The 25,308-nt window shown below is 66.7% G+C and carries 10 protein-coding genes; 4 read left to right on the top strand and 6 right to left on the bottom strand.

What is annotated here, in order from left to right; genetic code table 11:
• Window positions 1–14 precede the first annotated feature (14 nt).
• The 4 genes from KA712_06870 to recC form a co-directional block, all read right to left on the bottom strand.
• On the bottom strand, window positions 15–4,703 hold the full coding sequence (locus KA712_06870; protein ID MCG5052665.1) for an Ig-like domain-containing protein: 4,689 nt from the start codon (window positions 4,701–4,703) through the stop codon (window positions 15–17).
• A gap of 239 nt (window positions 4,704–4,942) precedes the next feature.
• Window positions 4,943–6,793: an exodeoxyribonuclease V subunit alpha gene (recD, locus tag KA712_06865; protein MCG5052664.1), complete on the bottom strand. Its 1,851-nt coding sequence runs from the start codon at window positions 6,791–6,793 to the stop codon at window positions 4,943–4,945.
• The gene (gene recB, locus KA712_06860) at window positions 6,790–10,404 is read right to left on the bottom strand and encodes an exodeoxyribonuclease V subunit beta (GenBank protein MCG5052663.1); all 3,615 of its coding nucleotides are present in this window, start codon (window positions 10,402–10,404) and stop codon (window positions 6,790–6,792) included. Before recB ends, recD begins: the two co-directional genes overlap by 4 nt.
• On the bottom strand, window positions 10,401–13,784 hold the full coding sequence (gene recC / locus KA712_06855) for an exodeoxyribonuclease V subunit gamma (GenBank protein ID MCG5052662.1): 3,384 nt from the start codon (window positions 13,782–13,784) through the stop codon (window positions 10,401–10,403). The genes recB and recC overlap by 4 nt, the downstream gene beginning before the upstream one ends.
• A gap of 342 nt (window positions 13,785–14,126) precedes the next feature.
• On the opposite strand from recC, the gene KA712_06850 reads away from it, so the two are divergent.
• The 3 genes from KA712_06850 (at window position 14,127) to KA712_06840 (ending at window position 16,207) form a co-directional block, all read left to right on the top strand.
• Window positions 14,127–14,357, top strand: coding sequence for a hypothetical protein (locus KA712_06850; protein ID MCG5052661.1), 231 nt, complete (start codon window positions 14,127–14,129; stop codon window positions 14,355–14,357).
• A gap of 64 nt (window positions 14,358–14,421) precedes the next feature.
• On the top strand, window positions 14,422–15,351 hold the full coding sequence (locus tag KA712_06845; GenBank protein MCG5052660.1) for a DUF692 domain-containing protein: 930 nt from the start codon (window positions 14,422–14,424) through the stop codon (window positions 15,349–15,351).
• On the top strand, window positions 15,341–16,207 hold the full coding sequence (locus KA712_06840; GenBank protein MCG5052659.1) for a putative DNA-binding domain-containing protein: 867 nt from the start codon (window positions 15,341–15,343) through the stop codon (window positions 16,205–16,207). The genes KA712_06845 and KA712_06840 overlap by 11 nt, the downstream gene beginning before the upstream one ends.
• Here KA712_06840 and KA712_06835 read toward each other — a convergent pair.
• Both KA712_06835 and KA712_06830 read right to left on the bottom strand, forming a co-directional pair.
• The gene (locus KA712_06835; GenBank protein ID MCG5052658.1) at window positions 16,188–16,850 is read right to left on the bottom strand and encodes a hypothetical protein; all 663 of its coding nucleotides are present in this window, start codon (window positions 16,848–16,850) and stop codon (window positions 16,188–16,190) included. The two genes, KA712_06840 and KA712_06835, sit on opposite strands and share 20 nt — an antisense overlap.
• Window positions 16,851–16,865: 15 nt before the next feature.
• Window positions 16,866–18,065: a CDP-alcohol phosphatidyltransferase family protein gene (locus KA712_06830; protein ID MCG5052657.1), complete on the bottom strand. Its 1,200-nt coding sequence runs from the start codon at window positions 18,063–18,065 to the stop codon at window positions 16,866–16,868.
• Between the two features lie 355 nt (window positions 18,066–18,420).
• Here KA712_06830 and KA712_06825 point away from each other — a divergent pair, with 355 nt between their 5' ends.
• Complete coding sequence (locus tag KA712_06825) at window positions 18,421–25,308, top strand: hypothetical protein (GenBank protein MCG5052656.1); 6,888 nt, start codon at window positions 18,421–18,423, stop codon at window positions 25,306–25,308.

The raw sequence follows: 25,308 nt of genomic DNA, 5'->3' as shown, positions 1-25,308 counted from the left end.
CGATTCACGCCTCGCTAGTTTGCGACGACGCTGATCGCGTCCAGCTTCGAGCCCGTGTTGAACCAGTTGTAGAACCCAACTGTGCCCGTGGAGAAGGTGGTGTCAGCCACCGGGCCTCCGAAGGCGGCCACCCCATCGACCTCGACGGAGATCGTTCCGCCCCCCAGGGTCACCTTCACCAGGAAGGGCGTGTTGGCGGGCTTGCCCCCCGCTTGCTGCTTCAAGGTCGTGGCGACCCCGTTGGCAACCTTCTGGAGCACCAGCACGTTGTTCTGGAGGTCCGAATACACGCGGTAGTGGTTGGTAGCGCTCTGGTGCAGGAAGGCGATGCCGATGCGGTCGTCATCGACGGTCTCGAGCGTGGCCTCCACCGTGTAGTTCGACCACTGCAACGCTGCAGGCGCCGACCACACGGCCATCGCATCCGCGTTGTTCGCCTGCACGAGTTTGCCGCCCGTGACAGACCAGCTGCCGGCGCCCGTGGTCCAGCCGGTCCAGTTGCCGTCGGAGAAATCGTCCTGCAGGAGGACGGTCCCCGTGCTGCCACCCGTGCCACCCGTACCCGGGGAGCCGCCCGTGCCACCGCTGCCGCCCGTGCCACCGCTGCCGCCCGTGCCACCGCTGCCGCCCGTGCCACCGCTGCCGCCTGCGCCACCTGCGCCACTCCGCGCGCTTTCGTCAGGACCCAGGCCTCCGTTGACGGAGCCAGGCTGATAGGCGCTGTTCGTGCTGAGCACGATGCGGTCCACTCCGTAGCCGTCTTCCCGACGTCGCAAGTTCAGACGATTGACGCCTGCCAGGAGCGAAGCCGTGGTGCCGTGCTTCTTCCAGACCCACGTTCCCGCCCCCGTGTTGTCCAGGCGATTGAGCGACGTCTCGCCGAGGCCCAACCACGCCGAATCGTCATTTTGGTTGGTGGCGATGCGACGCACCCAGATGGTGTACGTGCCCGCGGTCTGCACCTGAATGTCGTAACTCAGCTGCGCCGCACCCGCGTTCCATTCCTTGAAGGCCAGGTTCAGCTCGGGGGTTCGCACGTAGCTGCCCCCCGCGGCCGCAGGCGCCGAAGCGGTCTCCCACGCCGTAACGTCACCCAGGGTGTCGCTGGCGGTGAAGTGCTCGCCTTCCATGACCACCAGGCCTCCGGACTCCACGAACGCGCCCGAAACAGGTGCGGGTTCATCGATTTGTCCGAGGTAGGTCACGAGGTCTGCCCGTTGCTGGGCGGTGAACGCGCCCAGGTTGTGCGCGCGCTTCTCGGAGCCCGCGGGGGCCGTGGCGTCGAACTGATCGAACACCGCGTTCAGCGTGGCGGCCGAGCCGTCATGCAGATAGGGAGGCGTGGCGTGCACGCCGATGAGCGTGGGCGTATCGATGCCCGTGAGGGTGGCGTTGATGCGTTTGCCCGAGCCCGCCTTGAGCGTGCCCACGTCGTGCATGAGCCCGTCGGTGAAGTTCGGCCCGCTGTGACAGGTGGCGCAGCCCGCTGAGGCAAACACCAGCTTTCCGGCCTCGGCAGCCGCCGTGAGCGCGCCGCTGGCCGTGCGGTTCGGCGATTTGGGTACGGTCGCCGCACCCAGGGACGCCACATACGCCGCCAACTGATCGAGCGCGATGGAGCGGCCCGCCTTCGCCTTGGTGCCGAGAGGATTTTGCACCTGAGGGTCGTTCCAGTCTGCGTCCGCCAAGAACCCCAGACCGCCAAAGGCGTTCCGGATGTCGTTCTCGAAGTCCTGGACCTCGTCGAAGTTGGCTGTCCAGTGCAGCTTGCCGTGTCCGAGACCGGCGCGGCCCTGCAGCGTGATCGTGTTGCGCAAGCCTTCGCCGCGGCCCGTGAAGTCCCACGTGCGGCCGTCGTCGCCCCCATCGATGTGGCAGCCCGCGCAGCTGATGTAGTCGTCCTCGGACATGCGATCGTCTTCAGCGTTGTAGAAGATCCGTTTGCCGGCCAGGACGTTCGCGGAGAGCGTTTCAGTGGCCACCGTGCCGACGGTGGCGAGCACGGGCGCCGCCGATTGCCCTCGGACGAGAAGCGCGCTCAGGTCGAACACCGTCACGGCGCGGCCCATGAAGTTCTGCACGAAGAGCTGCTGGCGCTCGTCGTCGAGAACCAGACCCTGCGGGGCAAGCGCCTGTGGCGTGCTTCCAGTAGACGGCCGGTAAACCGTGTTGCCCGTGAAGGCGTCGCGAATCTCCACCGCGTTGCTGCCCTGCATGACGAGGAACTCGTAGTCACCGTAAGGCGAGAACGCCACGGCGGAGGGCTGCGCGTTGTTGTCCACGTCCACCCGAGTCGTCTCGGTGTTGGTGCTGAGGTTCAGCACGGACATGAGGGCGCGCAGGGTGAGGTCAGGGGCCAGGTCCTGCCCGTCGCGGAAGGTGCCGCGGAACACGTTCATCTTCGAGGCCGCAACGATCGCACGGTCGCCCGTGGGCGACACGGCGATGCCCGCGAGATAGTTGGGCACGCCGCGTCCGTTGCTACCGGTGTCGAGGGTGGCATCGGTGGTGTTCGCCAGCGTGAGCGTGCGGGTCAAGGTCATCGCGGAGGGGCTGAGCTCCCACACGCGTCCGCCGTCATCGGGTGAGATGAACCGCGTGACGAACAAGCGAGTGCCCGCGCCGTTCAGGGCCAAAGCACGGGGCCGAGGCCCCACGTTCAACGTGGCGGTGATTTGCTTGGTGCTGGTGTCGACCTTGCTCACGCGTCCGGAACCCTCGAGGGACACGAACACGTTGCCGATGGCATCAGCCAAGATACCAAACGGCCGTGAGCCGCGCGGCATCGTCACGGTTTCCGTGGCGGTCACGCCGGGGGTGACGATCACGAGGCGGTCGTCCCCCGCACAGGCGACCCACACCTTGCCCGTGGTGTCGATGGTGAGAGACTCAGGCTTCTTGCAAGCGGCGCGCTCTTCCGTCTTCTGGCGGTTGATCGCGTTGATCCGGGCGATCGTATCGGTATCGGGGTTAACCACCCACACGGCGTCCGTGGCCGCATCGAAGACGATGGGGCCACTTTGCCGGGGCTTGGCGCCCGAGGGCACGGAGGTGAGCACGGTGGCAATCACACTGTAAGGCGCGCTGACAGCACCGTTGGCGTCGCGCACACGGACGTTGACCGTGTGGTGACCGGCCGTGGCGAAGGTGTGGGTCAACGTTGACGAGCTCTGATACGTGCTGGTGGTCGAGCCGGTCTCGAACTGGTACTGCAAGGGCGTGTTGCCGTCAGGGTCGCTGGCGGTGACCACGAAGCTCATGCTGGTGCCTGTGGTGCCCGGGTAGGTCGTCTGAACGTTGGTGATGACCGGAGGAAGATTCTGAACGGTGCCGCCCGCCGTGGTGAACGAAAACGAAAAGTCGCTGCTGAGCTTGTTGCCTGCCACGTCCGAGAGGCCGTTGGCGCGCACAGTGACCTGGTAGGTGGTGCCGGGCAGAAGATCGGCTGCGGGATGGAAAGTAATGACGTCCTTGTCCGTCATGGAGATGGTTCCCGCGATGGCAGTGCCCCCCGTGGGGCGCACCGTGATGTTCGTCGTATTGACCGTGGAATCCTCGAGCGTCTCGTTGATCACGAGACCGATCCGGGTGGTCACGGGCTGATTCGTGGCGCCGCTTGCAGGGTTGTGGAAACTGACCGAGGGAGGCGTGACGTCCGGCGTCGCCTGGTGCACGATGGCGCGCGCGGTGCCACCGTCGCGATCGAACACAACCACCACGTTGCCAAGCGGCAGCAGATACTCGTCGCCCGCGTCGAACGTTTGCTGGGGGTTTGCGGCGACCTCGACGAACGCGCCGCTCTGCTTGTAGGGCGCCAGGTTGTACTTGCCGTCGCCCACGAACATCGAGTCGTCCTGGAACTGCGCATACCGGCTGACGCCCATATCGGTTGTGCCCGCGATCCGAAGACGGTACTTGAGATCGGTCGGATCCGAAAAGTCGATGAGCTTCACCTCATCGACTTCGCCGGTCTGTGTGTCATTCGCCAGCACCACGTAGTTGCGCCAGATGGAGGGTTCATAGCCAAAGCCGACTCCGGTGATTTTGTCGAGCAGCACGGGAGCTCGAGGGTTTCCGACGTCGTAGACCGCCACGCCGTCGCCGCGCACAGAGGCGGCCACGATCAGGAGATTTCCGATTGCTAGCGGCTGACCTGGAAATCCAAGCGTAGTTTCGTAGTTGATTGCGGCCAGCACGTTCGCGTTGTTCGTGCCGGGAGCGATCCGGGAGTCGACAATCAGCCCTGGGTTGGGTGCCGATCTGTAGCCATTTTGGCCCGTGTATACAAACGGCAAAGGCATCCAGTCGCGTCGTTGATTGTCCGGTTGGCGCCGGGCGTACGGGAACTCGGGAGGGTTGGTCGCCAACAAGGTGATGTTGGTCATGTCCGACATGTTCCAAATGTTGAGCTTTTCGCCCCCACCACTCGAGTTCATGTAGTAGCCGTTCACCAGGAAGTGGTGATGGTTGGACGGGTGGGCAGGCACGGAGGTGAACTCGACCTCGGACACGGTGTTCCAGTTGGCGATGTTCCACACCTGGATGCCGAACTCGCGGGTGTCGGAAAACAGGTAACCCTGCCGGTAGCCGGCCGTGGTGGTACGCGTGGTTTTGTTCGGGGAGATGTCCCACGCCTTCAAGATCGTGCCCACCGGGGCCGTAGGCTGGGTGAAACCGGGACCAACCGCCGCTTGACTCACCATCGCGATGTCGGGATCAGCCCCCGGTGAGTCAGGAAGTGACCCAGAGAGGCAGGCGGGAAGAAGAAGGAGGGGAAGTGCCCCCAGGGGCACCGAACGCTTTCGCGTTCGCAATGTTGTGTGTCTCATGTGCGGGTGACGGTGAACCCCGCACCTTGTCGCATGTCACGCAGGTAAATTCTTCGAGCCCTTCTCACCACCCGCCTCAATGACAACGCGGGGACATGGCACAGGGGTGGCACCTACGAGAGAGCGTCGCGCAAGCCCGACGCGCGCTGCACCCGCCGCGTGATCGCGGCCGCCAACACCTCGGCCGCTCCATAAATGTCCACGCGCCGGCGGGCGCGGGTGATGGCGGTGTACACCAGCTCACGGGTGAGCACGGCAGAGGGTTTGTCCGGTAGCAGCAAGGCCACGTGCTCGAACTCGGAGCCCTGGCTCTTGTGCACCGTCATCGCAAAAACCGTTTCGTGGGGAGGCAGCCGCGCCGGTGCGAAGGCACGGGTGCCCTGCCCCTCCGCGCCCGCAAAGTGAGCAAGCGGCACGCCCGTCACCGGATCGACACATACGATGCCCACGTCACCGTTCCACAGCTCCAGCACGGGGTCGTTGGCGGTCACCAAGAGCGGGCGCCCGTCGTACCACGTTCGGGAGGCATCGATGCTTCCGTCCCTCACCAGCAGAGCCTCGAGATCACGGTTCACTTGCTCGGCGCCGTGAGGCCCCTTGCGATGAGCACACAGGATCTTGAAGCGCGAAAGCCGCGTCAGCCGTTCGCGTGGTGGCAGGCTGCGCAGGCCTGCGAAGACCGCCCGCACGTCGTCCACCATCCGGCCGTGCAATCCAGGTCCCTGAGGCAAAAGACGCACGTCGCGCCCCGCTTCCGCGACCGCCACGGCCGCCGCCGCATCGCCTGCGTTCACGGCCCGCGCCAGCGCGCCAATGCCGCTTTCGGGGTCATAACGTCGGCTCCGGGTGAGCAGGATGCACCCATCTGCGAGACCGGGCGCGCCGCCGACCACGGGCACCGTGAGCCCCAGCTCCCCAAGCCGGGCGGCCATGGCCGCGGACACACCCGGCGACGCCCCTTCCCCTGCGATGTCAGCCAGGATCGAACCGGCTTCCACCGAGGCCAGCTGGTCCTTGTCGCCAAGAAGCACGAGCCGCGCGTGCGGAGGCACGGCCACGACCAGCTTCGCCATGAGCGCGAGATCCACCATCGAGGCTTCGTCCACCAGCACGACGTCTGCGGGCAAAGGGTTGTGGGCGTCATGACGAAAGCGCGTGGGTGTTTGCGGCAGGAACCCCAAGGCGCGATGAATCGTCGACGTGGGCGCCAGCAGGCATTCACGCACCGCCGGTGCACAATCGAGCGAGGCCACGGCGGCTGCCATCGACTCCCCCAGGCGCTGGGCCGCTTTGCCCGTGGGCGCCAGGGCCAACACCCGCAAAGGCCCCCCCTCGGCCCACGCAAGTTCCTGCAGCAGGGCCAAAAGGCGTGCCACCGTGAAGGTCTTGCCGGTGCCCGGTCCCCCCGAAATCACGCTCAGGTTACGCACCACCGCCACGGCCACCGCCAGACGCTGTTCGTCGCTGGCGCCTTCAGGGAACAAGCGGGCAAGGCCTGCACGCAACGCTCGTACGTCCACCGTCTCGAGCCTCCCCGCCCGGGCGTTCAAGGCCTCTGCCAGCCATCGTTGGTACCGGGCATAGCGGAAAAGATAAAGCCGGCCGCGGGCGTCCAGCACCAGGGGGCGCGGCGCGCGGTCGTCGGGCGCGGGGGCCACCAGCGTACTGTCACGCAGGCACGCAAGCCACGCCGACAGAGACGGCAGCGCCTCTTCACCCAGCGCCTCCTCACCCTCCGTGGTCAGAGGCTGGCCCGCAAGCGCAGCCAGATCCACGCAGACGTGGCCTTGTTGAACCGCCCGGCTCGCCAGCGCCGCCGCCAACAACACATCGGCAGAGGCATCGGGTGCAAGACGCGCGAGGGCGTGGGCCAGCTGCACGTCGATGTCGGCCAAGAGATGCCGAGAACGAAAGGCCTCGAGGCGACCGAAGAGGTCTTGGACGTCGGGTCGTTCCCGCTTCATGTCTTCACCGCCCGAGGTCCTCCGAACGCCGCATCCAGCGCCTGCATGCGGGCCAAGGAGGGTCGGTGAAAATGCACGCCCGTACCGCGCGGCGCGCGCGGGCTCATGCCTCGCAAGAAGAGATAGAGAACACCGCCGAAGTGGGCCTCGTAGGTGTAGGACGCCGCGGTGCGCGCCAAGTGCCGATTCAACGCCAGGGCGTAAAGATGCGACTGCAAAAAGTAGTGACCGTTCACCATGGCCTGTCCCAGCGCCTCGGCTCCGTAGTGTAAAAACCGCGGCCCCAGGTGATTGGTCTTGTAGTCCGCAACGTAGTAGCGACCCTGCCACGAGAACACCAGGTCGACGAAGCCCTTGACGAATCCCTGCAAGGTGCCGAGCGGCAACTGCCCCACACGCGTGGCGTAAAGGCGCTCCGCCTCGGTCTCCGCGTCGCACGCGAACGCATCGGCCAACGCGCCTGACAGGCGCTGCCCCGCGGGAAGCAAGGGCAGCGCAAACTCGAGCTCGGACACCCGCTCTTCGGGCGGCACGTCGCACAGGCGCACGTGGCCCTCGTCAAGAGGCAGCGGCGTGCGCATGAGGTCCGCGAGCACGAGCGGCAACGTGTCGCCCCAAGGTTCCGCGGGAAAACGATGCAGGGCCAGTTGCGCCCGCACGGCTTCAGTGTGTCCCTCGGCCTCCGCCGCAAAGTCGACTGTCTCCAGCAGCGCATGAAAGAAGTTGCCCGCCTTCGCGCCGCGCGGGAACGTGGCTAGCGGCACCTCTGCGCTTCCGCGCCCCGTGCGTTCGTCGTCGAGGCTGCCCTCGTCCCGGTCGCGCCCACCCTCCTCGTCCCCGGCGACCCACGTGCCGTGAGCGGCAGCAGCGATCATCGCCGAGAAGCTGGTCGTGCGGCGCCAATCTTCGATGCGCGCCTCCACCGTCCGCGCAGGCCCGAGAGGCATGGGTGTGGTGTGCACGCGGTAGGGAGCGACGTCGTCGCCCGCCAGCGGGAAAACCGTGACGGCGCCGTCGCAGCGCGCGCTCCAGGCGGAAAGCGGCGGCCGCAGATCCTCCAACGAAAGCTTGCCCAAATGGCCAAAGGGATCGGGCGCCCAGTAGTCACTATCGGCTTGCCGGGTGGCCAGCGGGAACAGCAAGGAGGCCAGCGCAGATTCCTTGAAGTTGTTGCCGTAGCCCCACACCAGCGTGCACCGGTGTCTCGCCCGCGTGAGCGCGACGTACAGCAAGCGGATGTTCTCGGCCAGCCCCTCGAGGCGCGCCTTGTGCATGTGCTGCGGGAACTGGGCCGAACCGAGATCCAGGACCGTTTTTCCCTCTTCGTCGTGAAAGCGAAGCACGGCGCGATCGGAAGGCAACATCAAGAAGTCCCGCCACACGAATGGGCAGTACACCACGGGGTACTCGAGGCCCTTCGCACGATGAACCGTCGTGAGCTTCACGGCGGCCTCGTCGCTCTCGAGCCGGATCTGCGCCTCTTCGGGCGCCATGCCGCCGTCCGCCCGGGTGGGCGCATGGGAGAGCCAATGCAGCACGCCCGCGGGGCCCAGGTGATGCGCCTCGGCGGCACGGTGGACGAGCTCCATCAGGTGCAGCAAGTTCGTGATCCGTCGCTCTCCATCGGGGAGCCGCAAAAGCCGCGGCTGGACCCGCTCGTGGGCCAGCCACCTTCGGAACATCGGCACGAAGCCCGTGGACAGCCACACCTCGTGCCAGCCGCGAAACTGTTCCGACCACGTGGCCCACCCCTCAGCGTCGTCTTCGAGCGCTACGAGTTCGGGCGCCGACAGCCCGAGGAGCTCGGTGGCCAGGGCCCGGCGCAAAGCCGCGGCGTTCGTGGGCTCCACGATGGCGGCCAACACGGTCAAAAGCTCGGTGGCTTCCGGCGCATCGAATACGCTCTTGTCGCCCAGCAACACGGCAGGGATCTGCAAGCGCCGCAACTCCTGTTGCACCTGCACGGCTTGACCGTTGGAGCGGGTCAACACCGCCACGTCGGCGGGGCGCACCGGGGCCCCCGCGATGCGAGCGCCCGAGTTCAACAGGCGGCAGATGTCTGCGGCGACCAGCGCCGCGATCCGCTCCTCTTGCATGTCGGAAGGCTCACCCAGCAAGACCTCGAGCGGGCCGGAGCGGTCACCCGCCTCGCAGACGTCGCGGGCGTCTGGCCGCGGCCCCACGGGCGAAAAGGAAATACCGTCGATGAAAAAAGGGGCCGGCACCTCGGGCCGCGGCGCAAACAGCGCGTTCACGGCGTTGATCAAGCGCGGATCCGAGCGCCAGTTGACGGCCATCGTGTGGTGCTGCGTGTGCGCGCGACGAACGGCGCTCAGGTACGCGTTCACGTCGGCGCCGCGAAAGCTGTAGATGGCCTGTTTGGGATCGCCTATCAAAAAGAGCGGCCCGGGCGCTTCGGCGAAGAACGCCTCGAAGATCGCAAACTGCACGGGGTCCGTGTCCTGAAACTCGTCGATCAGCGCCGCCTTGAACTGGCGCCTCACGGCGGCCACCAAGGAGGCGGCCGAAGCCCCCGCAAGAGCGTCCCGTAGCCGCAGCAGCAGATCGTCGAAGGTCATGGTACCGGCTGCCAGCTTTTGCCGGGGCAGCTCGTCTGCGAGGAACTGCACGAAGCGGCGCTTGGCCGCGAGCACCGCCGGTGGGTCCATGTGGCTGCCCGGGCCTTCCAGCTCCGCAAGGGCATCGAGCGCCTCGAAGACGGGGTGCGCCGGGGCACGTCCTTCCCGCGAGCGGTTCGCGAGGGCCGTCCGGCACAGCTGTCTCACCCCGTTCGGCAAGTCTGCGGGAGGTTCTGGGCTTGCGAGCAGCTCTTCGATCTGGGCCAACCACTTGGGCACCCACTGCGGGCTGGGTGGCTTCGTGAAATGAGGATGCTGCGCGAGGGCCGCTTGCACCTCGGCGCGATGCCAGGAGGCACGAAGCCGGTCCAAGGCCAGGGCGAGGGCCTGCTCGCGATCGTCGTGCCGGGACGGCAGAATGCGCGCCTCGGGGTTGCAGAGCGCCTTGTCGGCCAGGCCCTGCCAGAACTTCAGGTCAACGGCGTCACAGACGGCCTTGGCTTGTGAAAGCGGCAAGGCGGCCAGATCGCGAGAATGAAAGTCGAAGACGGCCTCGTCCCGGAGCGGGCGGCCATCGGCGATGAGCTCGGCCTCGAACGGCACTTCACTTTCGAGGGCTGCATCGGAAAGCACCCGCTGACAGAACCCATGGATCGTGGAAATGGGCGCCTCGTCGATCTCTTCGAGCGCCAGCTCGAGCCACGCGCGATCCGTTTCGGCCAGACCTGCGCGGCTCCTGCGCTCGGCCACGTAGCGCCCGAGCTCCGAGGTCAGGGGTAAACCCGTCTCCGCGGCCACCACGGCCTCCCAGGCGTCGCGCAGGCGCCGGCGCACACGGTCCCGCAGCTCCGCCGTGGCCGCCTCGGTGAAGGTGACGACCAGCACATCCCGCACGCGCAAACGCCGCTCCAACAAAAGCCGAACCACCAGCGTCGTGATTGCGTAGGTCTTTCCCGTGCCGGCGCTGGCATCAACGACGTTTCGTCCGGCCAAGGCAACCCTGAACGGGTCGAATCCCTGGTCTCGGCTCACGAGGCGCCCTCCTTCCACGCTTTGCGGTGGGCCAAGAGCGGCCGCCCCACGCTCAGCGCCAAGACCTCGAAGGCAGGCCCCTCAGTGATGAGGTCCTCGAACGGGGGCGCGCCCTCGGGCAGCGTGCGGTTCCAATGAAGGGCGAACTTCGCCCGTTCTTCGTAACCTTTCACGGCCACCGCCATCGGATCCTTTTTCCTGCCGCCCTCGGCGAGCTGCGCCTCGGCAAAGGCCAGCGAGGCTTCGGGCAAAAACCGCAGCGGCGCGTTTTGACCCTGAAAGAACAGCTCCACCAGGGCCGACAGGTGATCTTCGGCCTGTTCCACGGGCGTCCATTGCACGGCTTCCGCCGCTTCGCCCGATGCGCGTCCCACGAGCGTCGTGAGCAAGGCAACGCCCTTCGGCGCAAGCCAGTTGAGCACCAGATGGCGAAGCCACGCGCTCATCTGCTGCCGCCACCGAATGCGCCCAAACTGATGCGCCACGAGCCCCGTCGCAAAGAGCGGGCTCAAACTTCCCACGAGGCGAAGGCGCGAGGTGAGGGGACGATCGAAGTGCAAAGGCGCCCGAGGTCCCGTGGCCAACGCGCGGGCCAGCTTCGCCACGGCTTCGGCCTCTTCACCCAAAGCTTCGAGCGCAACGGTGCCCAGCGCCCCCAGGGGCAAGAGCCCCGTGGCCCGCACGAGCGTGTTTGTCCGTTCACGCCCCGAGGCATCGCCCGCCAGCGCCAGCAAGCGGGACCCCAGGTCGTATTTGTCGAGCGGCGACAGCACGGTGGGCTCGCGGTGCGGAATGTCGGCGGCGCCTTCGGGGAAGTCCACACGCACCCGTCGCTGCAGCAGGAACCGGAGGGGGTCTTGCCAAAAGCGCAGGAGCTCCGGCAGCGCCACCTGGCCCTCGTGCGGCATGGGCGGCAACACCCGCGAAAAAAAGGCGGGCGCAGCCTCGGGCTGCACCTCGCGCTCGGCAGCGGCCTTCGCGAAGGTGAACAAGCGCGCGTCGCCGCCGTCGAAATAGCGGCGGGAGAACCCCTGCAGCGGGTGCCGCACCACCAGGGCGTGTTCGATGACATCGCGGCGACGGGGATCGGGGCCTGCGAGCGCGTCCAGCAACTCACTCACCAACACGGAGGGCGGGCGTACGGCGTTGTCCCGAATGCTCTGCCCGGTGTACGTGATGATCAGCCGCTCCCGCGCAGCGCAGAGGGTCTCGAGAAAGAGGTAGCGATCATCGAGCCGACGATCCCGATCGCCGGGATTTGGGCCCTCCGGCCCACGTGCCACCAGATCGAAGGGCGGCGGCCGGGTGGCGCGGGGAAACACACCGTCGTTCATGCCCAAAAGACACACCACGCGGAAGGGAATCGAGCGCATGGGCACCATGGCGCAAAACGTGACCCCACCCGCCAAAAAGCCGCGCTCGGGCAGGGCCGCCTCCACCCGCTCTTCGAGCCACGCGCGCACCACGCCGAGCGCGAGGGGCGCCGAAAACGCCGCCTCAGCCGCCTCGGACGCGAGCGCAGCCAGCCCTTCACGCAGGATCTGATGCTCGCGATCCGTCTCTTCCCCGCGTCCCACCAGGTGCTCGAGGAAACGGAGCAAGTCCTCTCGCCACGTTGCCACGGGCCGTGGCTCCTCGAGCGCGCGCAGCTGCGCAAACAACTCTTCGACGAAGGCGACGAAGGTGCCAAGCTCCGCCGCCGCTTTGCCCTCGACTTCGTCGTAAGGCAACACGTCGGCGAACGTGGCCTGACCATCGGCCGGCATCGCGTACCCCAGCAGCAGCCGGTCGATGCCGAAGCGCCACGTGTTCTGCGCGGTGGCCGGCTGGCCGTGCGCCTGACGATGCGCCTCGTCCAAACCCCAGCGGATCCCCGCGTCCACAACCCAGGTGGCCACCCGATCGAGATCCGAAAGGTCTAGCCGGGCCTCGAGAGCCCGCGCGCTCAGCACGTCCAGCACCGCCGGCGCGGTCAGCCGGGAGCCCACCAGGTCCAGCGCTCGAAAGAACGCATCCACCAAGGGACTCTCCGTGCGCAAGGCGCGATCGGCGATGCGGTAGGGGATGTACGTCGGCGAAGCCGGATCTTCGCCGAACACCGCTTCGACGAAGGGCGCGTAGGTCTCCACGTCGGCCATCATCACCACCACCTCGTGAGGCCGCACGGGATCGTGCGTGCGCGTGAGCAAGGCCAGCAGGTGATCGCGGCACACCTCCACCTCCCGCATGGGCCCGTGGCAGGCCAAAACGGTCAGGCTCTCGTCGGCCACGAAGTCTGAAGACGCGGCCGGCTCGGAAGGCGCGGCGGGGGCAAAGGGCAAAGCCATCTGTGCCTCTGCGCGCTGCGGGCGCTTGCGGCTTCGCGGCGGCGGAGGGGGGGCACTCACGGGAGCGGACGGCTGCAAAGCGAAGATATCGGCTTGCAGCCGGCTGAGGTTCGACGTGAGGGGCGGGCTCGCGAAGCGCTCGTGCACCGCCTCGCCGATCTGCAACGCCTCGAAAGTTTCGGTGAGCACACGGCGAAAGTCGGCCCCCACCGCGCCACACGACGCCACCAGGGGATGCCCTTTGTCGAAGTAGCGTGCGACCGGATCGGCGCCCTCGGACAACGCCTGCGCCCAGCTCCTGCGATCGGCGCTGTTCCACCAATCCTTGTCGCTCGGAGAAAACACGAAGAGGTGGGTCTCGACCAGGCGGCTGGCCGCCGCCACCACGCGCACGTACTGCGGCGGCAGACTCGAGATGCCGAACAGGCACACCCTGTTCGGCAGCGCCGCGGGACGAGCGGACAAGGCCGCCAGGCGCTCGTGCCACAGAGGCTCGCGCGCGGCCCCGTGGCGCCCCTCGAGCTTGGGTTCCACGATGCGCCACAGCGCCGCTTGCCACAGCTGGTCGGAGGCGAGCCCCGCGTCCGCCCCCGCCGAGAACGCGCGGATCATCTCGGGACGGTAGGTGAGGTATCGATCGAAGAGGGTCCCCAGGCGGCGCGCCAGCTGAAAGCGTTTGCGATGCTGGGGGTCCTGGCGCAGGTAGCGGTGCAGGGGCGCAAACACCGGCGCGTCGAGACAGGTCTCGAAGGCCGCCAGTACGAGCCAGGTCAGCTTGTCTTCGGAGACGGTGCCGCCCGAGACCTCTTCGCCCATCACCGCCTGCAGACACCGCTCGACATACCGGCGGGGGAAGCTGAAATCCGGGTTTGCCCACACGCCGAGCCGCGCGGCCAGCTGCTGGGTGAGGAAGGCCGCCATGCCCCGGCCCTGAACCACGATGGTCTCCCGGGCGAAAGGGCCCCCCCGGGGCGACGCCACGACACGGGCCAAGTCCTCCACCAGAACCTCGGTCCGATTGCTGTAGTGGGTGGTGATGACGGGCGCGGACACGGAAGGGGGCGATTATGCCCACCCCTTCCGCCAGGTAAACCGTGAACTCGCCGACCTCCGGGAATTCGACACCCCGGGCCCTCGGGGGGGGGGGTGGATTGCCCGACCGGCTCGGGCGACGGTATGCTCGCCCCGGCGTTCTAGGCTGTACGGGGCAGCGCGAACGAAGAACGAAAATTCCCGTAACCCGAACCGAATCCCCCCGTATCCCCTTTCGTCCAAGGCAGTGCACGACGAGGCGCTGCCTGGGACGGCCGGGGCGACCTTGGAGCGAACGCTTCCGAAGCCGTCGAACGACGGCCGCCACCCCCATCCCCAAAACGAGTACAGGAGCAAACGAAAATGAGCAAGAAGGGCACTTTGATCGCAGCCATGGCCGCAGGCTTCCTCAGCGCCGGCCTCCCCCTCACCGCCTCCGCCGACACAGCAGTCGATGGCAAGCAACTGCTGGCCGAGAAAGACGGCTGCAAGGGCAAGGACGGCTGTAAGGGCAAGGACGGCTGCAAGGCCAAGGACGACAAGGACAAGAGCGGCTGCAAGGGCAAGGACGGCTGCAAAGCCAAAGCCAGCTGAGCCCGCTTCCTGCGCACACGGCAGCTTCGGAGAACGCCGAAGCTGCCGTGCGCCGAGCTGCCTGATGACCTTACCCACTCCCCCTGCGCCCCGCTCCACACCCTTTCTGGGCTACGGCATCGGTCTGCGCGCCCCCCACTATGCGGCCCTCGAGACGGGGCCCGTGGGGGTGGATTGGTTCGAGGCGATCTCCGAGAATTTCCTGCGACCCGGTGGCAACCCGCGCCGCATGTTGCGCGCCGTGCGCAGCCGCTTTCCTGTCGTATTGCATGGGGTGTCCCTGTCCCTGGGCTCGGTAGACCCGCTCAACGAGCGCTACCTCGAAGACCTCGGTCGGCTCGTGGACGAGATCGAACCCGCATGGGTGTCCGATCACCTCTGCTGGAATGGAGTCGACGGGCACTACGCCCATGACCTGCTGCCGCTTCCCTACACAGAAGAGGCGCTCGCCCACGTCGCGGAACGGATCGGGCGCGTGCAAGACAGACTCAAGCGCCAGATGGTGGTGGAGAACGTATCGAGCTACCTCACCTACACGCATTCCTCGATGACCGAGTGGGAGTTCCTGTCTGCCCTTGCCGAAAAGGCCGATTGCCTGCTGCTGCTCGACGTCAACAACGTGTTCGTCAGCGCCCACAACCACAGGTTTGATGCCCACACCTTCATCGCGGGCGTGCCTGCAGAGCGCGTGGCCCAGATTCATCTGGCGGGCCACCGGCGCCGGGGCGCATTGTTGCTCGACACCCACGATCACCCCGTGCCCCCGGGCGTGTTTGCCCTTTACGAAGCGGCCATCGCCCGATGTGGCCCCGTGTCCACCCTGGTGGAATGGGACGCCGAGATTCCCCCACTTGGCGACGTGGTGGCCCAAGCGGATGAAGCCCGCCGCCGCGCCGAACGGCAAACCGGCCCGGTGCCGGTGCCTCACGGCGAGCGCCCCCCGACGCCCCGCCCCTCGCCTCCGCTTCCGCAAGACACGTCCCATGCCGGATGACGAAATCCCCCCCGCCTTGCCGCTCTCCGCCTTGCAGAGGCGGCTTTTCGGATTGATTACGGCCCGGGGCACCGTGGCTGAGGCGCTGGACGCCGCCCCCTACCCACCCCGGTACCTCACCGATCACGTCGTGGGCGACGAGCGCCTGGACGCGATCGGACGCCTCGACATCTACAACGGCATGTACTTCTTTCGCTTGCTGGAAGACGTCTTGCAGGCCGATTACCCGGCCGTCCGGGCGTGGCTCGGCGACGAGGGGTTCACGGTGGCGGCCGCGGCCTACATCGAAGCGCACCCACCCTGCGCGCCCTCGGCCCGCGACGCCAGCGCCCGCTTTCCAGAGTTCCTGCGTACCTTCTCGGCAGCGCCACCCGGCCTTGCGGATCTGGCCGCTCTCGAGTGGGCCCGCGTCGATGTCTTCGACGAAGCCGACGACGACGCGCTCACGAGAGCCCACGTGGCCGCCGCGGCGAGCGAGGACTTGACCGCTTTGGCGCTGCTGGCTGTGCGCGCCCACCGCCTGGTGGATGCCGCGTACCCCGTGCACGAGGCCTGGCGGGCCCTCGAGAGCGCCCACGTGGCGCCCGGCCCCGCGCCTCACGTGGCTCTCGCACCGCAGGACACGGCTTTGTTGGTGTGGCGCGAAGGCCGCACGATCTACCACCGCCCCCTGCCTGCGCCGGAAGCCAGCGCCTTTGCCCTCGTGGCCGCGGGCACCACCTTTGGCGCCCTCTGCGAGCGGCTGGGCGAAACGAGCGACGAAGAGGACGCCGCCCGGCAGGTGGTGGCGTTTTTGTCGCGCTGGGTGGACGACGGCCTCTTGCGGGCGCCGGGGCTCAGACCCGCCGGCCCGTGAAGACCGGCTCGCAGAGCCTCGTCACGCCGCGGTCCCGAAACCGGGGGTTGTCCGCGAGCACGTCGATGCGCTCGAGCAGCCGCGCGCCGAACGAGGGCGCCAGCAACGCCTCGGCCTCTTCGGCGGCCACGGAGAACGGAGGCCCCCCGGCCCCGTCGTGCTCAAAGGTGACGAGCAGCAAGGACGCGCCCGGTGCGGTGAGCGCCGTGAGCCGCTCGACGTACGCCGCCCGGGTCGCGGGCTCGAGCGCCACGAGGGCGGCGCGATCGTAAACGGCATCCACGGGCGCGATCTGGTCGGGGCCGATGGCAAAAATGTCACCCACCCAAATGGTGATGTTGCCGTGCCGTAGCCCTTCGAGGCGGCCCTGGCCACCGGAGCCCACCCGCGACAACCTCTCGGGCACCACGCCCGCCTCGTCGAAAAACGCCTGGGCCGCTTCGGGCACGAACTCGACGCCTTCGACCTCGAAGCCGCGCGCCGCGAGAAACTGCATGTCCACCGTCTTGCCACACAGGGGCACCAGCACGCGGCCGGGCGCCCCGAGGTGTGCCACGTTCGGAGCCAGCCGGGGGTTCACGTCAGGCAGGTGAAACCCGATTTGCCGGTTGGCCCAACGCTCGATCCAAAACGACTTGTCCATGGACGCCGCCTGACCTCAGGACACGGCCTGGGGCGTAGACCCCTCGTCGAGCAGGGCCCGCTTTTGCTTGTCCTGGCTGGCGAGCCGCCGCTCGTTCACCAGCACCGCCACGAAGGTGGGGTAGGTCCCCACGGCGAACAGGAAAAACGCAAGGAGCGGCAGCTGGAGCGCGGTCAAGGACGCCACGATCAGGATGAACGTGTCGCGCCGCGAAGCCTCGCGCAACACCTTGAGCACTTTGGCCAGCGCACCGCCTTTGCCTCCCGAGGTCACCGTATCGGGGATGGCCATCAGATCCCCCACACCCATGCGCAACATCCGGCGGTACAAAACGAGCGCCATCACGATCTGCACGCCCAGCGTCAGCACCCCGAAGGCCATGAGATCGGCCCGCCCCAGCACCACCGCCTGTCCGTAGGCAAGACCAAAGCAGAACGCGTAGTTGGTGACGTCGTCACCCACGGTGTCGAGCCACTGGCCCACATGGGAAAACCGGTAGGTGAGCCGCGCGATCTCGCCGTCACACCCGTCCAGTACCGACTGCACCTGGAACAGCACCCCGGCCGTCACCAGCATCCACCAGGGTTGTCCCTGCGCCACCAGGAAGGCCGCCAGGAGTCCCAGCACCCCGATGCTGATCGTCACCATGTTGGGCGTAATGCCCGTGCGCACGAGCCAGCTGGACACGGCGAGCGACATGTAGCGGTTGAGGTTGCGCGAGATGAAGCCATCGATGGGCTTGCGCAGCGACAAGAGCAGCGCCCGGTGCGCGCGGCGGGCGCTCGGCCGGTCCACCACCCGAATCCCGAAGCCCCGGCCGGCGTGAGCTTCCCCGGCGCCAAGGCGTGCCACGGTTCCAGTGACGTCCCGGGCGCACGCCGCCGCCTCTTCTGCGGACATTACGCGGAAAGGCAAGCCCTCGGGCACCTGCCCCGCCGAAACGAAGCCCCGATCGAAGACCGCGTCCGACGTGGTCACGATCACCTGGCCCCCGGGGGGCCAAGACGCGAGGTCTACGACCTCGATCTTCGCGCGGTCCGAACGCGGCCGCTCTCCGGGGCCCACGAAGACCACCTGACGCACGCCCCCGAAAGAGAGAGCCAGCAAGAGCCGCTCGCCCAGGGACAGGCCCAGCAGGCGGCGGTGAGGGTCCGCCCCCTCGGGGCAGATCACGAGGGCTGTGGTGGCGGACGCGTCCCGGACGGCTTCGGTCATGTGCAGCTCGCTGGTTTGGCCTGTTCGCAGTCGCAGACCCAACGGGCCCGACGGCTGGCAACCGTGGCACAGCGACGCACCCTTGGCAACGGGCGCCCGCAGGTCTGCCCGACAGCGGCGCGCCCACCCCACAGAGGCTCCTCCCCTCCCACCCGGGGCGAAGCGCCCCCCGGGGGCCAGGTGTAAGGGCAACCAAGTCTTCCCGTGTCCCGCGCGTACAGGGCCGTATGAAAGGACTTGCATCCGCCCGGTCCAAGGACTGACAAAAATTGTCACCTGCACCGGGCCCCTCGGGAAAATCGCCAAGGATCTCGCCGGCACGCGCCTGGGAACGCCCGTTGCACACCTGCTGGCCATGCGTTCCCGCCTCCTGCGCGGCTTTTCCGCTCGCCTGGCCCTGGTCAGCGTCTACCTCGGTGTCTTCCCCTGTGCCGCTCCCGGGGGGCCTACCCCAGCCGAGGCGAAGGTCAACCCGCTCCAGTCCATCATCCGCCAGGTCAAAAAGGGCAACATGCTGGTGGTGCTGGACACGTCGGGCTCGATGACGGGCGTGCCGGGCGAGCCCTTCGACGCCGCCACCGAGCTCGGCGTCGACTGCGATCTCGGACAAGACTGCCGCGAGGTCACCCAAACGGGCGAGTGCCTCACCTCGAAACAGCCGCTGACGGGCTTGGCACGCTTGTGCTCGAACGACGCCCAATGCCGGGTGGGCGCGTGCAAGTACGGCAGCGATCCCTGCTTGCAGGATGCCGATTGCCCCACGGTGGGCAGCATCTGTTTAAAGGACGGCAAGCCTTGCCAGTACAACAGCGACTGCGCGCCCCAGTCGAGCACCTGCAAGATCACGGGTGCGTCTTGTTCCTCCGTTCAGGCCTGCCCACCCGCAGGTCGGTGCTCCGACACCAACCAGGTGTGCAACAACCCGGGGGCTTCCTGCGCCGTGCGGTATTGCTCGTACAAGCCTTCCCTCGCGTGCGCCTCGGATGCGGACTGCCAGGACGGGGCCGCCTCGACCACGCCCCCAAGCGCGGGCCTCCAGGTGCACTGGAACTTCAACGAAGCGGCAGGCGCGTCCACGGTCGTCGACCACGCGGGAGGGGACCACACGGGAACCTTCGTGGGCTCGGCCCAGCGGGGTGCAGGCTTGTGGGACACCGGATTTGCGCTCGATGCGAACATCCCCTCGGCGGCCAAGGTCACCACGGCTTTGGAGCTGGGCAACGCCACCACGATCTCGCTTTGGTACTACCCGACCGATCTTGCCGCCAACCAAATCCTGCTCGACTGGAACAGCAGGTACCAGATCCTCTCCTGGGGCGACGGTCAGTGGGGGTTTCAGATGTTCAACGACGCGTCCAAGCGGGTCATGACGAGCACGCCCCTTTTGCCTGCGACCTGGAACCATCTGGCGGTCACGTGGAACAGCGGCACGGCCAACTTGTACCTCAACGGCCAAAAGGTGGCGACGGGCTCGGTCGCGACCTCCATTGCCACCGTCACGGCGGCCCTCATCGTGGGCTCCGCGAAAGCGCCCGGTTACCTTCACCCCGTCAAGGGCAGGATCGACGAGGTCCGCGTGTATAGCAGCACGCTTTCAGACGCGGAGGTGGGCTCGATATACCAAGCAGACAACACCAACGCATCGAATGGGTTGCTTGGCCACTGGCGGCTCGCCGGCAACGCCAATGATTCGTCGGGAAATGAACTGCATGCCTCCTACGCGTCAGCGGCCTACGCGTCGGGGCCGGTCGGCACGGCCGCCGACAAGGGCACCGGAGGCCTCATTACGGTCCCGAACACCGGCGGCAAGCTGAATGCCATCACCCGAAACCTCACCGTGTCGGCGTGGTTCCGACGGGCCACGGCGGCCAGCGACATGTGGCTCGTGCACAAGGAGCTCACGGGGTCGTTGACCTACGGAATCCGCGTCACGCCCGCGGGCTTCGTGTGCGGTTCTGTTTCGGCCGTCGAGGGAACGCAGGAGGTGTGTTCGGACTTCTCATTGGTCAATGCATACGGGGCCCACGTGGGGCTGACCTGGGATGGCGTGACGGGAGCCATGAAGCTTTACATCAACGGCATGCTCAACCAGGAGGAGATCCTCGTGGGAACGCTCTTTGGGGCCTCCGGCCGCATCGCCCTCGGCTCCACGGTGGCAGGCGACAAGGACCTCAACGACCTGCTCGGTGACGTCCGGCTCTATAGCCGCACCTTGAGCGCCGCCGAGATGAGCGAGATTCACGGGGGCCCGCCTCTGGCTGGCCTGGTGGCGTACTGGCCCATGGACGGAAACACACGCGACCACAGCGGCAACGACCACACGGCGACGCGCCAAGGAGGCACGGGCTACGTCAGCGGCAAGCGGGGCCAAGGCGTCCAGTTCGATGGTGTCAGCGGCTGCGCCGAGGTCCAGGGGTCTGACGCCGAGCTCGCCCTTTCGGGACCGTTCTCGATCGCGGCCTGGGCCTACAAGACCAACGCCAACGAGACGAGTCTCGTGCATCGCAAACAAACCTCGACGACGGCTCCTTCCTATCGACTGGGTACCTCCTCTGCCAACGTGGTGACGCTACAGACCGGTGGGACCACGGCAACGGCGGGCACCTTTCCGCTCAACCAGTGGGTGCACTACGCCGCCGTCTCGGACGGCTCCACCGTGAAGATCTTCGAGAACGGCACGCTCACGACCTCGAGCGCCGTCAGCATGCTCCCTGCGTCCAGCACCGCCAACACGTTCCTTGGGTGCGAGTCCGACGGAACCACCTTGCAAAAGTTCTTCGCAGGCGTGCTCGACGAGGTGGTCATCTACAAACGCGCCCTGACAGACCTCGAGGTGCAACGGGTCTATAGCGGAACGTCGGGGGAGGCCGTCTCCACGCCCACCTCGGCTCCCCTTTTGGGCTTGTGGAAATTCGACGAAGGCACAGGGGCCACGGTGGCCGATCAGTCCATCTACGGCAACACGGCAGGGCTTCGCTGCGCGGATTCAAGTGGGGGAAACATCAACGGCACCGGTGCTGGCTGCGCCAACGGGCTGCCGGCGTGGCGGCCGGGACACACGGGCGCCGCCAGTGATAACGCGAGCCGCATTGCCTACTGGAGCTGGGCCCAGGCGGCAGGCGCTGCCATCGACGGCAAGCTCTCGAACCAGATCGCGATCAGCGCCTGGGTGCGCAAGACAAACGCCCAAGACACGCGCGCGATCCTGAGCCGGCGCAGCAACGCCGGAGGGAACGCCCGTGACTTCTGGCTGGGCGTCGACAATGGGCTCAAGCTCCACCTCACCTTGGGGTCGTCGTTCGTCGAAGACACCGTCGCCCTGCCTCTCAATGTGTGGACGCACGTGGGCGCCACCTACGACGGCAGTACGGCGAAGCTTTACCGCAATGGTCTTCTCGTCGGGCAATCGCCCATCACCCACACGTTCACGTCGAGCGGACACCCGCTGGTATTCGGCGGCGTCATCAACAGCTCGGGCATCCCGGGCGACTTCCTCGACGGCGAAATCTCCGAGGTCGCCATCTGGTCTCGCGCCCTCGACGCCCAGGAGATCGCATCACTCAAAAACGGCGCCACCCCGGTCGGCATCAGCAGCGGAGGCGTTTGCAAACCCAACGCCTGCGTCGCGCAGGACAACGCCTGCAACGTGAGCCTCAACACCTGCCAAGGGGGTCAAGTCAATCAATGTCTGGGGGTCAACGCGAGTGACGTGTGTATGATCTCGGCGTCAAACAAGGGCCCCGCCAAGATGTGTCGCTTCGAACAGGTTTTCTGTGCGGTCGACGCGCACTGCACGCGCTACCCGAACGACGAGTGCGTGCCCGCCACCAGCCGCTCCGTGGTGGCCAAGCGCGTGCTGCGCAACGTGCTGCTCAACAACGCAGATATCATGAACTTCGGCCTGATGGGCTTTTCGCAGGGCTCACCCGATGGCACCACCTGGGACCGCAACGGCGACGGCCTCATCGATGTGGGTGACAAAGATGGAAGACCCGACGACTACTACTTCCCGTACTTCAAGGTGACCACGGGCACCGGCAGCACGAAGCTCGTGGACAGATACTTCCCGCGTGACGAGCTCGCAACGCACGGATGCTACACCAAAACCGGCGGCCCCTCCGCGACGTGCACGATAGGCTCCATCACCTACACGTGGCGCAGCGGCGTGAACGCGCGGTACACCGTATTCAAAAATGGAAGCTTCGTTCAGCTCGACCAGCCCTACTGCGGCGAAAAATGCGTGGTCTTCACCCAGCCCCAAGGCTGGCTCCTCTACGAAGACGACGACGACTATGACGACGACGATCGGTTCACCGACGCCCGCGGCACGTCGCTCTTTTCCGGGGCCCACTACCAGTACGCGGTCAGCTCGGGAACCTACGACACGTGGGACAAGCCTTTGTTCAGGGACAAGTACGAGGGCCGCAACATCACCGTCAGCGGGGATCCCTACGTCTATTTCAAGCCGCGCAACGATTACTACTGGGACCCGAAGGCCGGCGCCAACCGCCCTCCCATCAAGGGCGCGCAGTGTGGCTCCCAGTGCTCGATGACCTGCGGAGGAAACTTCGACCCTGCCCTCTTTCCCATGATGGACGTCTCGGACGACCCCACCACGGGCAAAGCCAACCTTCAAAAAATGCTGCCCATGCTGGAGAAGGCCGCCGACGGGGGCTTCATGCACTGGGAACGTGGCCCCGTGGGCTGCGCGCTCCTCAACGACTTTGCCGAAGGCCCCGTGCCCGCCCCGGCCGACCGGGCCAAACACTCAGCCTGGGACTACATGTCCGCGGTGAAGGCGGGCGACACGATGGTGTGCCGCGACAACTTCATCTTGCTCATTACGGATGGTGAGACCAACGGTCCCGGCGACGTCGACGCCAACGGCGTCACCTCATGCGACAACCCCGACTGCCGCGTGCAGTGGGACGATCCCAACGCCACGGTGGGCGCCACTTGTCAGTGCAAGTCCGTGACGAACGCGCTCAAGCTGCGCAAGGCCGCAGCCATGGGGGGGCTGAACGTCAAGACCTACGTCATCGGCTTTTCGCCCGACGCCGTCATTGGCACACCGGCCACCATCAACGAGAACATCGCGAGGGCCGGCGGCACGTGTCGGGCCCCGGGCGACCCCGCCCTTGCCTCGGATGACAAGTGCATGTTCCTGGCGACGAACGAAACTGAGCTTCAAGAGGCCATCCAGAACGTGATTTTCGACGCCATCAAGGGCTCTTATTCCACCACGCCCGCTTCGGCGATCGGCGGCGTGCAGAACGAGGGCGAGATCACCCCCGGGGGCATTCTCTTCGACGCCCGGGTCGACTTTCCCAGCTGGCGCGGCCACCTCTTGGCCTACGACACCAAGGACATCGACCCCGGCACGGGTCAGCCCAAGCTCATGTGGGACGCTGGCAACCCTGCCAATTTTCCCGATCCGAACGACGTCCTGGCCTACCGCAACTGGACGGGCTGGAAGAACCGGCGCATCTACACCTCCGCCGGCGCCAACATGGTGAAGATTCAGGTCGACCCGAGCTCGGGAGCCATCGCCAACCGCGACGAGCTTTTGTCTTTGGGGCTGGGCAACACGAACGACGAAGCCGAGCGCATCGCCCAGTGGATGCTGGGGGATCCGCGCCAGCGCAACAAAGCCGTGCTGGGCGCCTTCGTCAACTCGACCCCCATCGAGGTGGGGCCGCCAGGGCTCACCAGTTTGCCGGGGGGAAAAAAGTTTCATGAAGACCAAAAGAACCGGGTTAGCCTGGTCTACGCCGCCGGCGATGACGGCCTCTTGCATGCGTTCTTCACACGAGACACGACCGTGGGGGGCGTCACCTACAAGGGCGGCGAAGAGGCCTTCGCGTACATCCCCCCGGACATGCTGCAGGTCGTGACGAACCTCTACGTCCAAGGCGGCCAGAAGGCCGATCCCCGCGCACACATTTACGGTCTGACCAGCTCTCCCAAGGTGAAGAGCCTGTGCTGGACCAACTGCGACGACGACGCCACCGCCGTGTGGAAGACCGTCATGGTGATGACCGATGGGTGGGGTGGCAACGAGGCCTTCATGCTCGACATCACCGAGCCCTTTGCGGGAGGTACCGTCGCAAACCCACCTGTCAGGGTGCTGTGGCACACCGACACGGTCATGCCCGCCGACAAGGCGCTTTACGACGACTACCTGGGCAGAACTGTCTCCGTGCCGGCGTTTTACTTCGGCAAGAGCGCCAGCAAGGACGATCACCGGGTGGTGTTCGCCTCGGGTTACCGATCGACGCCGCCCACGTCAGCGGCACAAGGCATCACGCTCGTGAATACGTCGATTCGTAGCGGCGGTTTGCTCGATGCGGACACCATCACGCCAAGCGGTTGCTCGACCGTAGAGCTCACCACCCTCACCGACGTGGCAGCCGCGCGCAACTTCGATTTCCGCGAGCAACAACAGCTATTGGGCGCGTTCTTTGGTGACACCTGGGGCAACCTGTGGCGCTATGTGCCCGCCCAGGTCGGCGCCTACAACGACACGGGCACCACGGGAGCGCTGTCCCTCGTCAAGGCCTTTGGCTGCGCGCACCCGCTTCACTTCTCCCCCACGGTGGTGCAGATGGATCGCGACGATCCTCTCAACCATCCGGGGGAGGTTTACGTGGTGCAAGTGACCAACAGCGCCCTCGACCCCGAGACGGAATCCTTCGCCGCCTCGCGCCTCGTCGTCAGGAAGGAAAAGCGCACCTCGGTGGGGGGAGGCATGGCCGCCGACGAGACCTGGGTCACCGGGGGCCAGGTGGAGCTGGTGGCCGGCAGCGGCACGCTGTGCGGCGTCTTCGATCCCAACGGAGGCGGCGGCGCGGGGAGCTGCTCGCAGGACCTGCCTGCGAACGCGCGTCCCACCAGCACCCCCTTGGCGATCTTGAAAGCCGATGGCGCGGGATTCCAGATCATCTCCTTGTGGTACGCCCCGCCCGAAGCGGTGTGTGGATCAGGGCGATCGTACCTGGCGCTTCACGAGGTGAACGTGAACTCCAACCAGATCGTGCAAAAAGCGGGCTTCGGCCTCATCGACGAACCTGTGACCTCCGCGGTCATCGTCGGCAAAAAGGTCGTGTACACCGACTCGCAGGGCAAGGTGCACGACGTCTCAAACCAACTCAACCAGACCTTCGTGGCGGGCGGCGCCATCAGTGACCTCACCCGCAACGGCGGCTTGCGCTTCCAGCAGACGGGCTGGATGGAAGTGCCCTGA

The organism is Myxococcales bacterium (genome assembly GCA_022184915.1).
Taxonomy (GTDB): domain Bacteria; phylum Myxococcota_A; class Polyangia; order Fen-1088; family Fen-1088; genus JAGTJU01.
The sequence above is the reverse complement of the archived record's forward strand: the minus strand, read 5'-3'. Positions and strand labels throughout refer to the sequence as shown.

Bases quoted from the DNA above. Each gene is read 5' to 3' on its own strand.
- KA712_06870 (MCG5052665.1), bottom strand. From the start codon at position 4,703: ATGGTGAGTCAAGCGGCGGTTGGTCCCGGTTTCACCCAGCCTACGGCC.
- KA712_06850 (MCG5052661.1), top strand. From the start codon at position 14,127: ATGAGCAAGAAGGGCACTTTGATCGCAGCCATGGCCGCAGGCTTCCTC.
- KA712_06835 (MCG5052658.1), bottom strand. From the start codon at position 16,850: ATGGACAAGTCGTTTTGGATCGAGCGTTGGGCCAACCGGCAAATCGGG.
- KA712_06825 (MCG5052656.1), top strand. From the start codon at position 18,421: ATGCGTTCCCGCCTCCTGCGCGGCTTTTCCGCTCGCCTGGCCCTGGTC.
- KA712_06830 (MCG5052657.1), bottom strand. From the start codon at position 18,065: ATGACCGAAGCCGTCCGGGACGCGTCCGCCACCACAGCCCTCGTGATC.
- KA712_06840 (MCG5052659.1), top strand. From the start codon at position 15,341: ATGCCGGATGACGAAATCCCCCCCGCCTTGCCGCTCTCCGCCTTGCAG.
- recD (MCG5052664.1), bottom strand. From the start codon at position 6,793: ATGAAGCGGGAACGACCCGACGTCCAAGACCTCTTCGGTCGCCTCGAG.
- KA712_06845 (MCG5052660.1), top strand. From the start codon at position 14,422: ATGACCTTACCCACTCCCCCTGCGCCCCGCTCCACACCCTTTCTGGGC.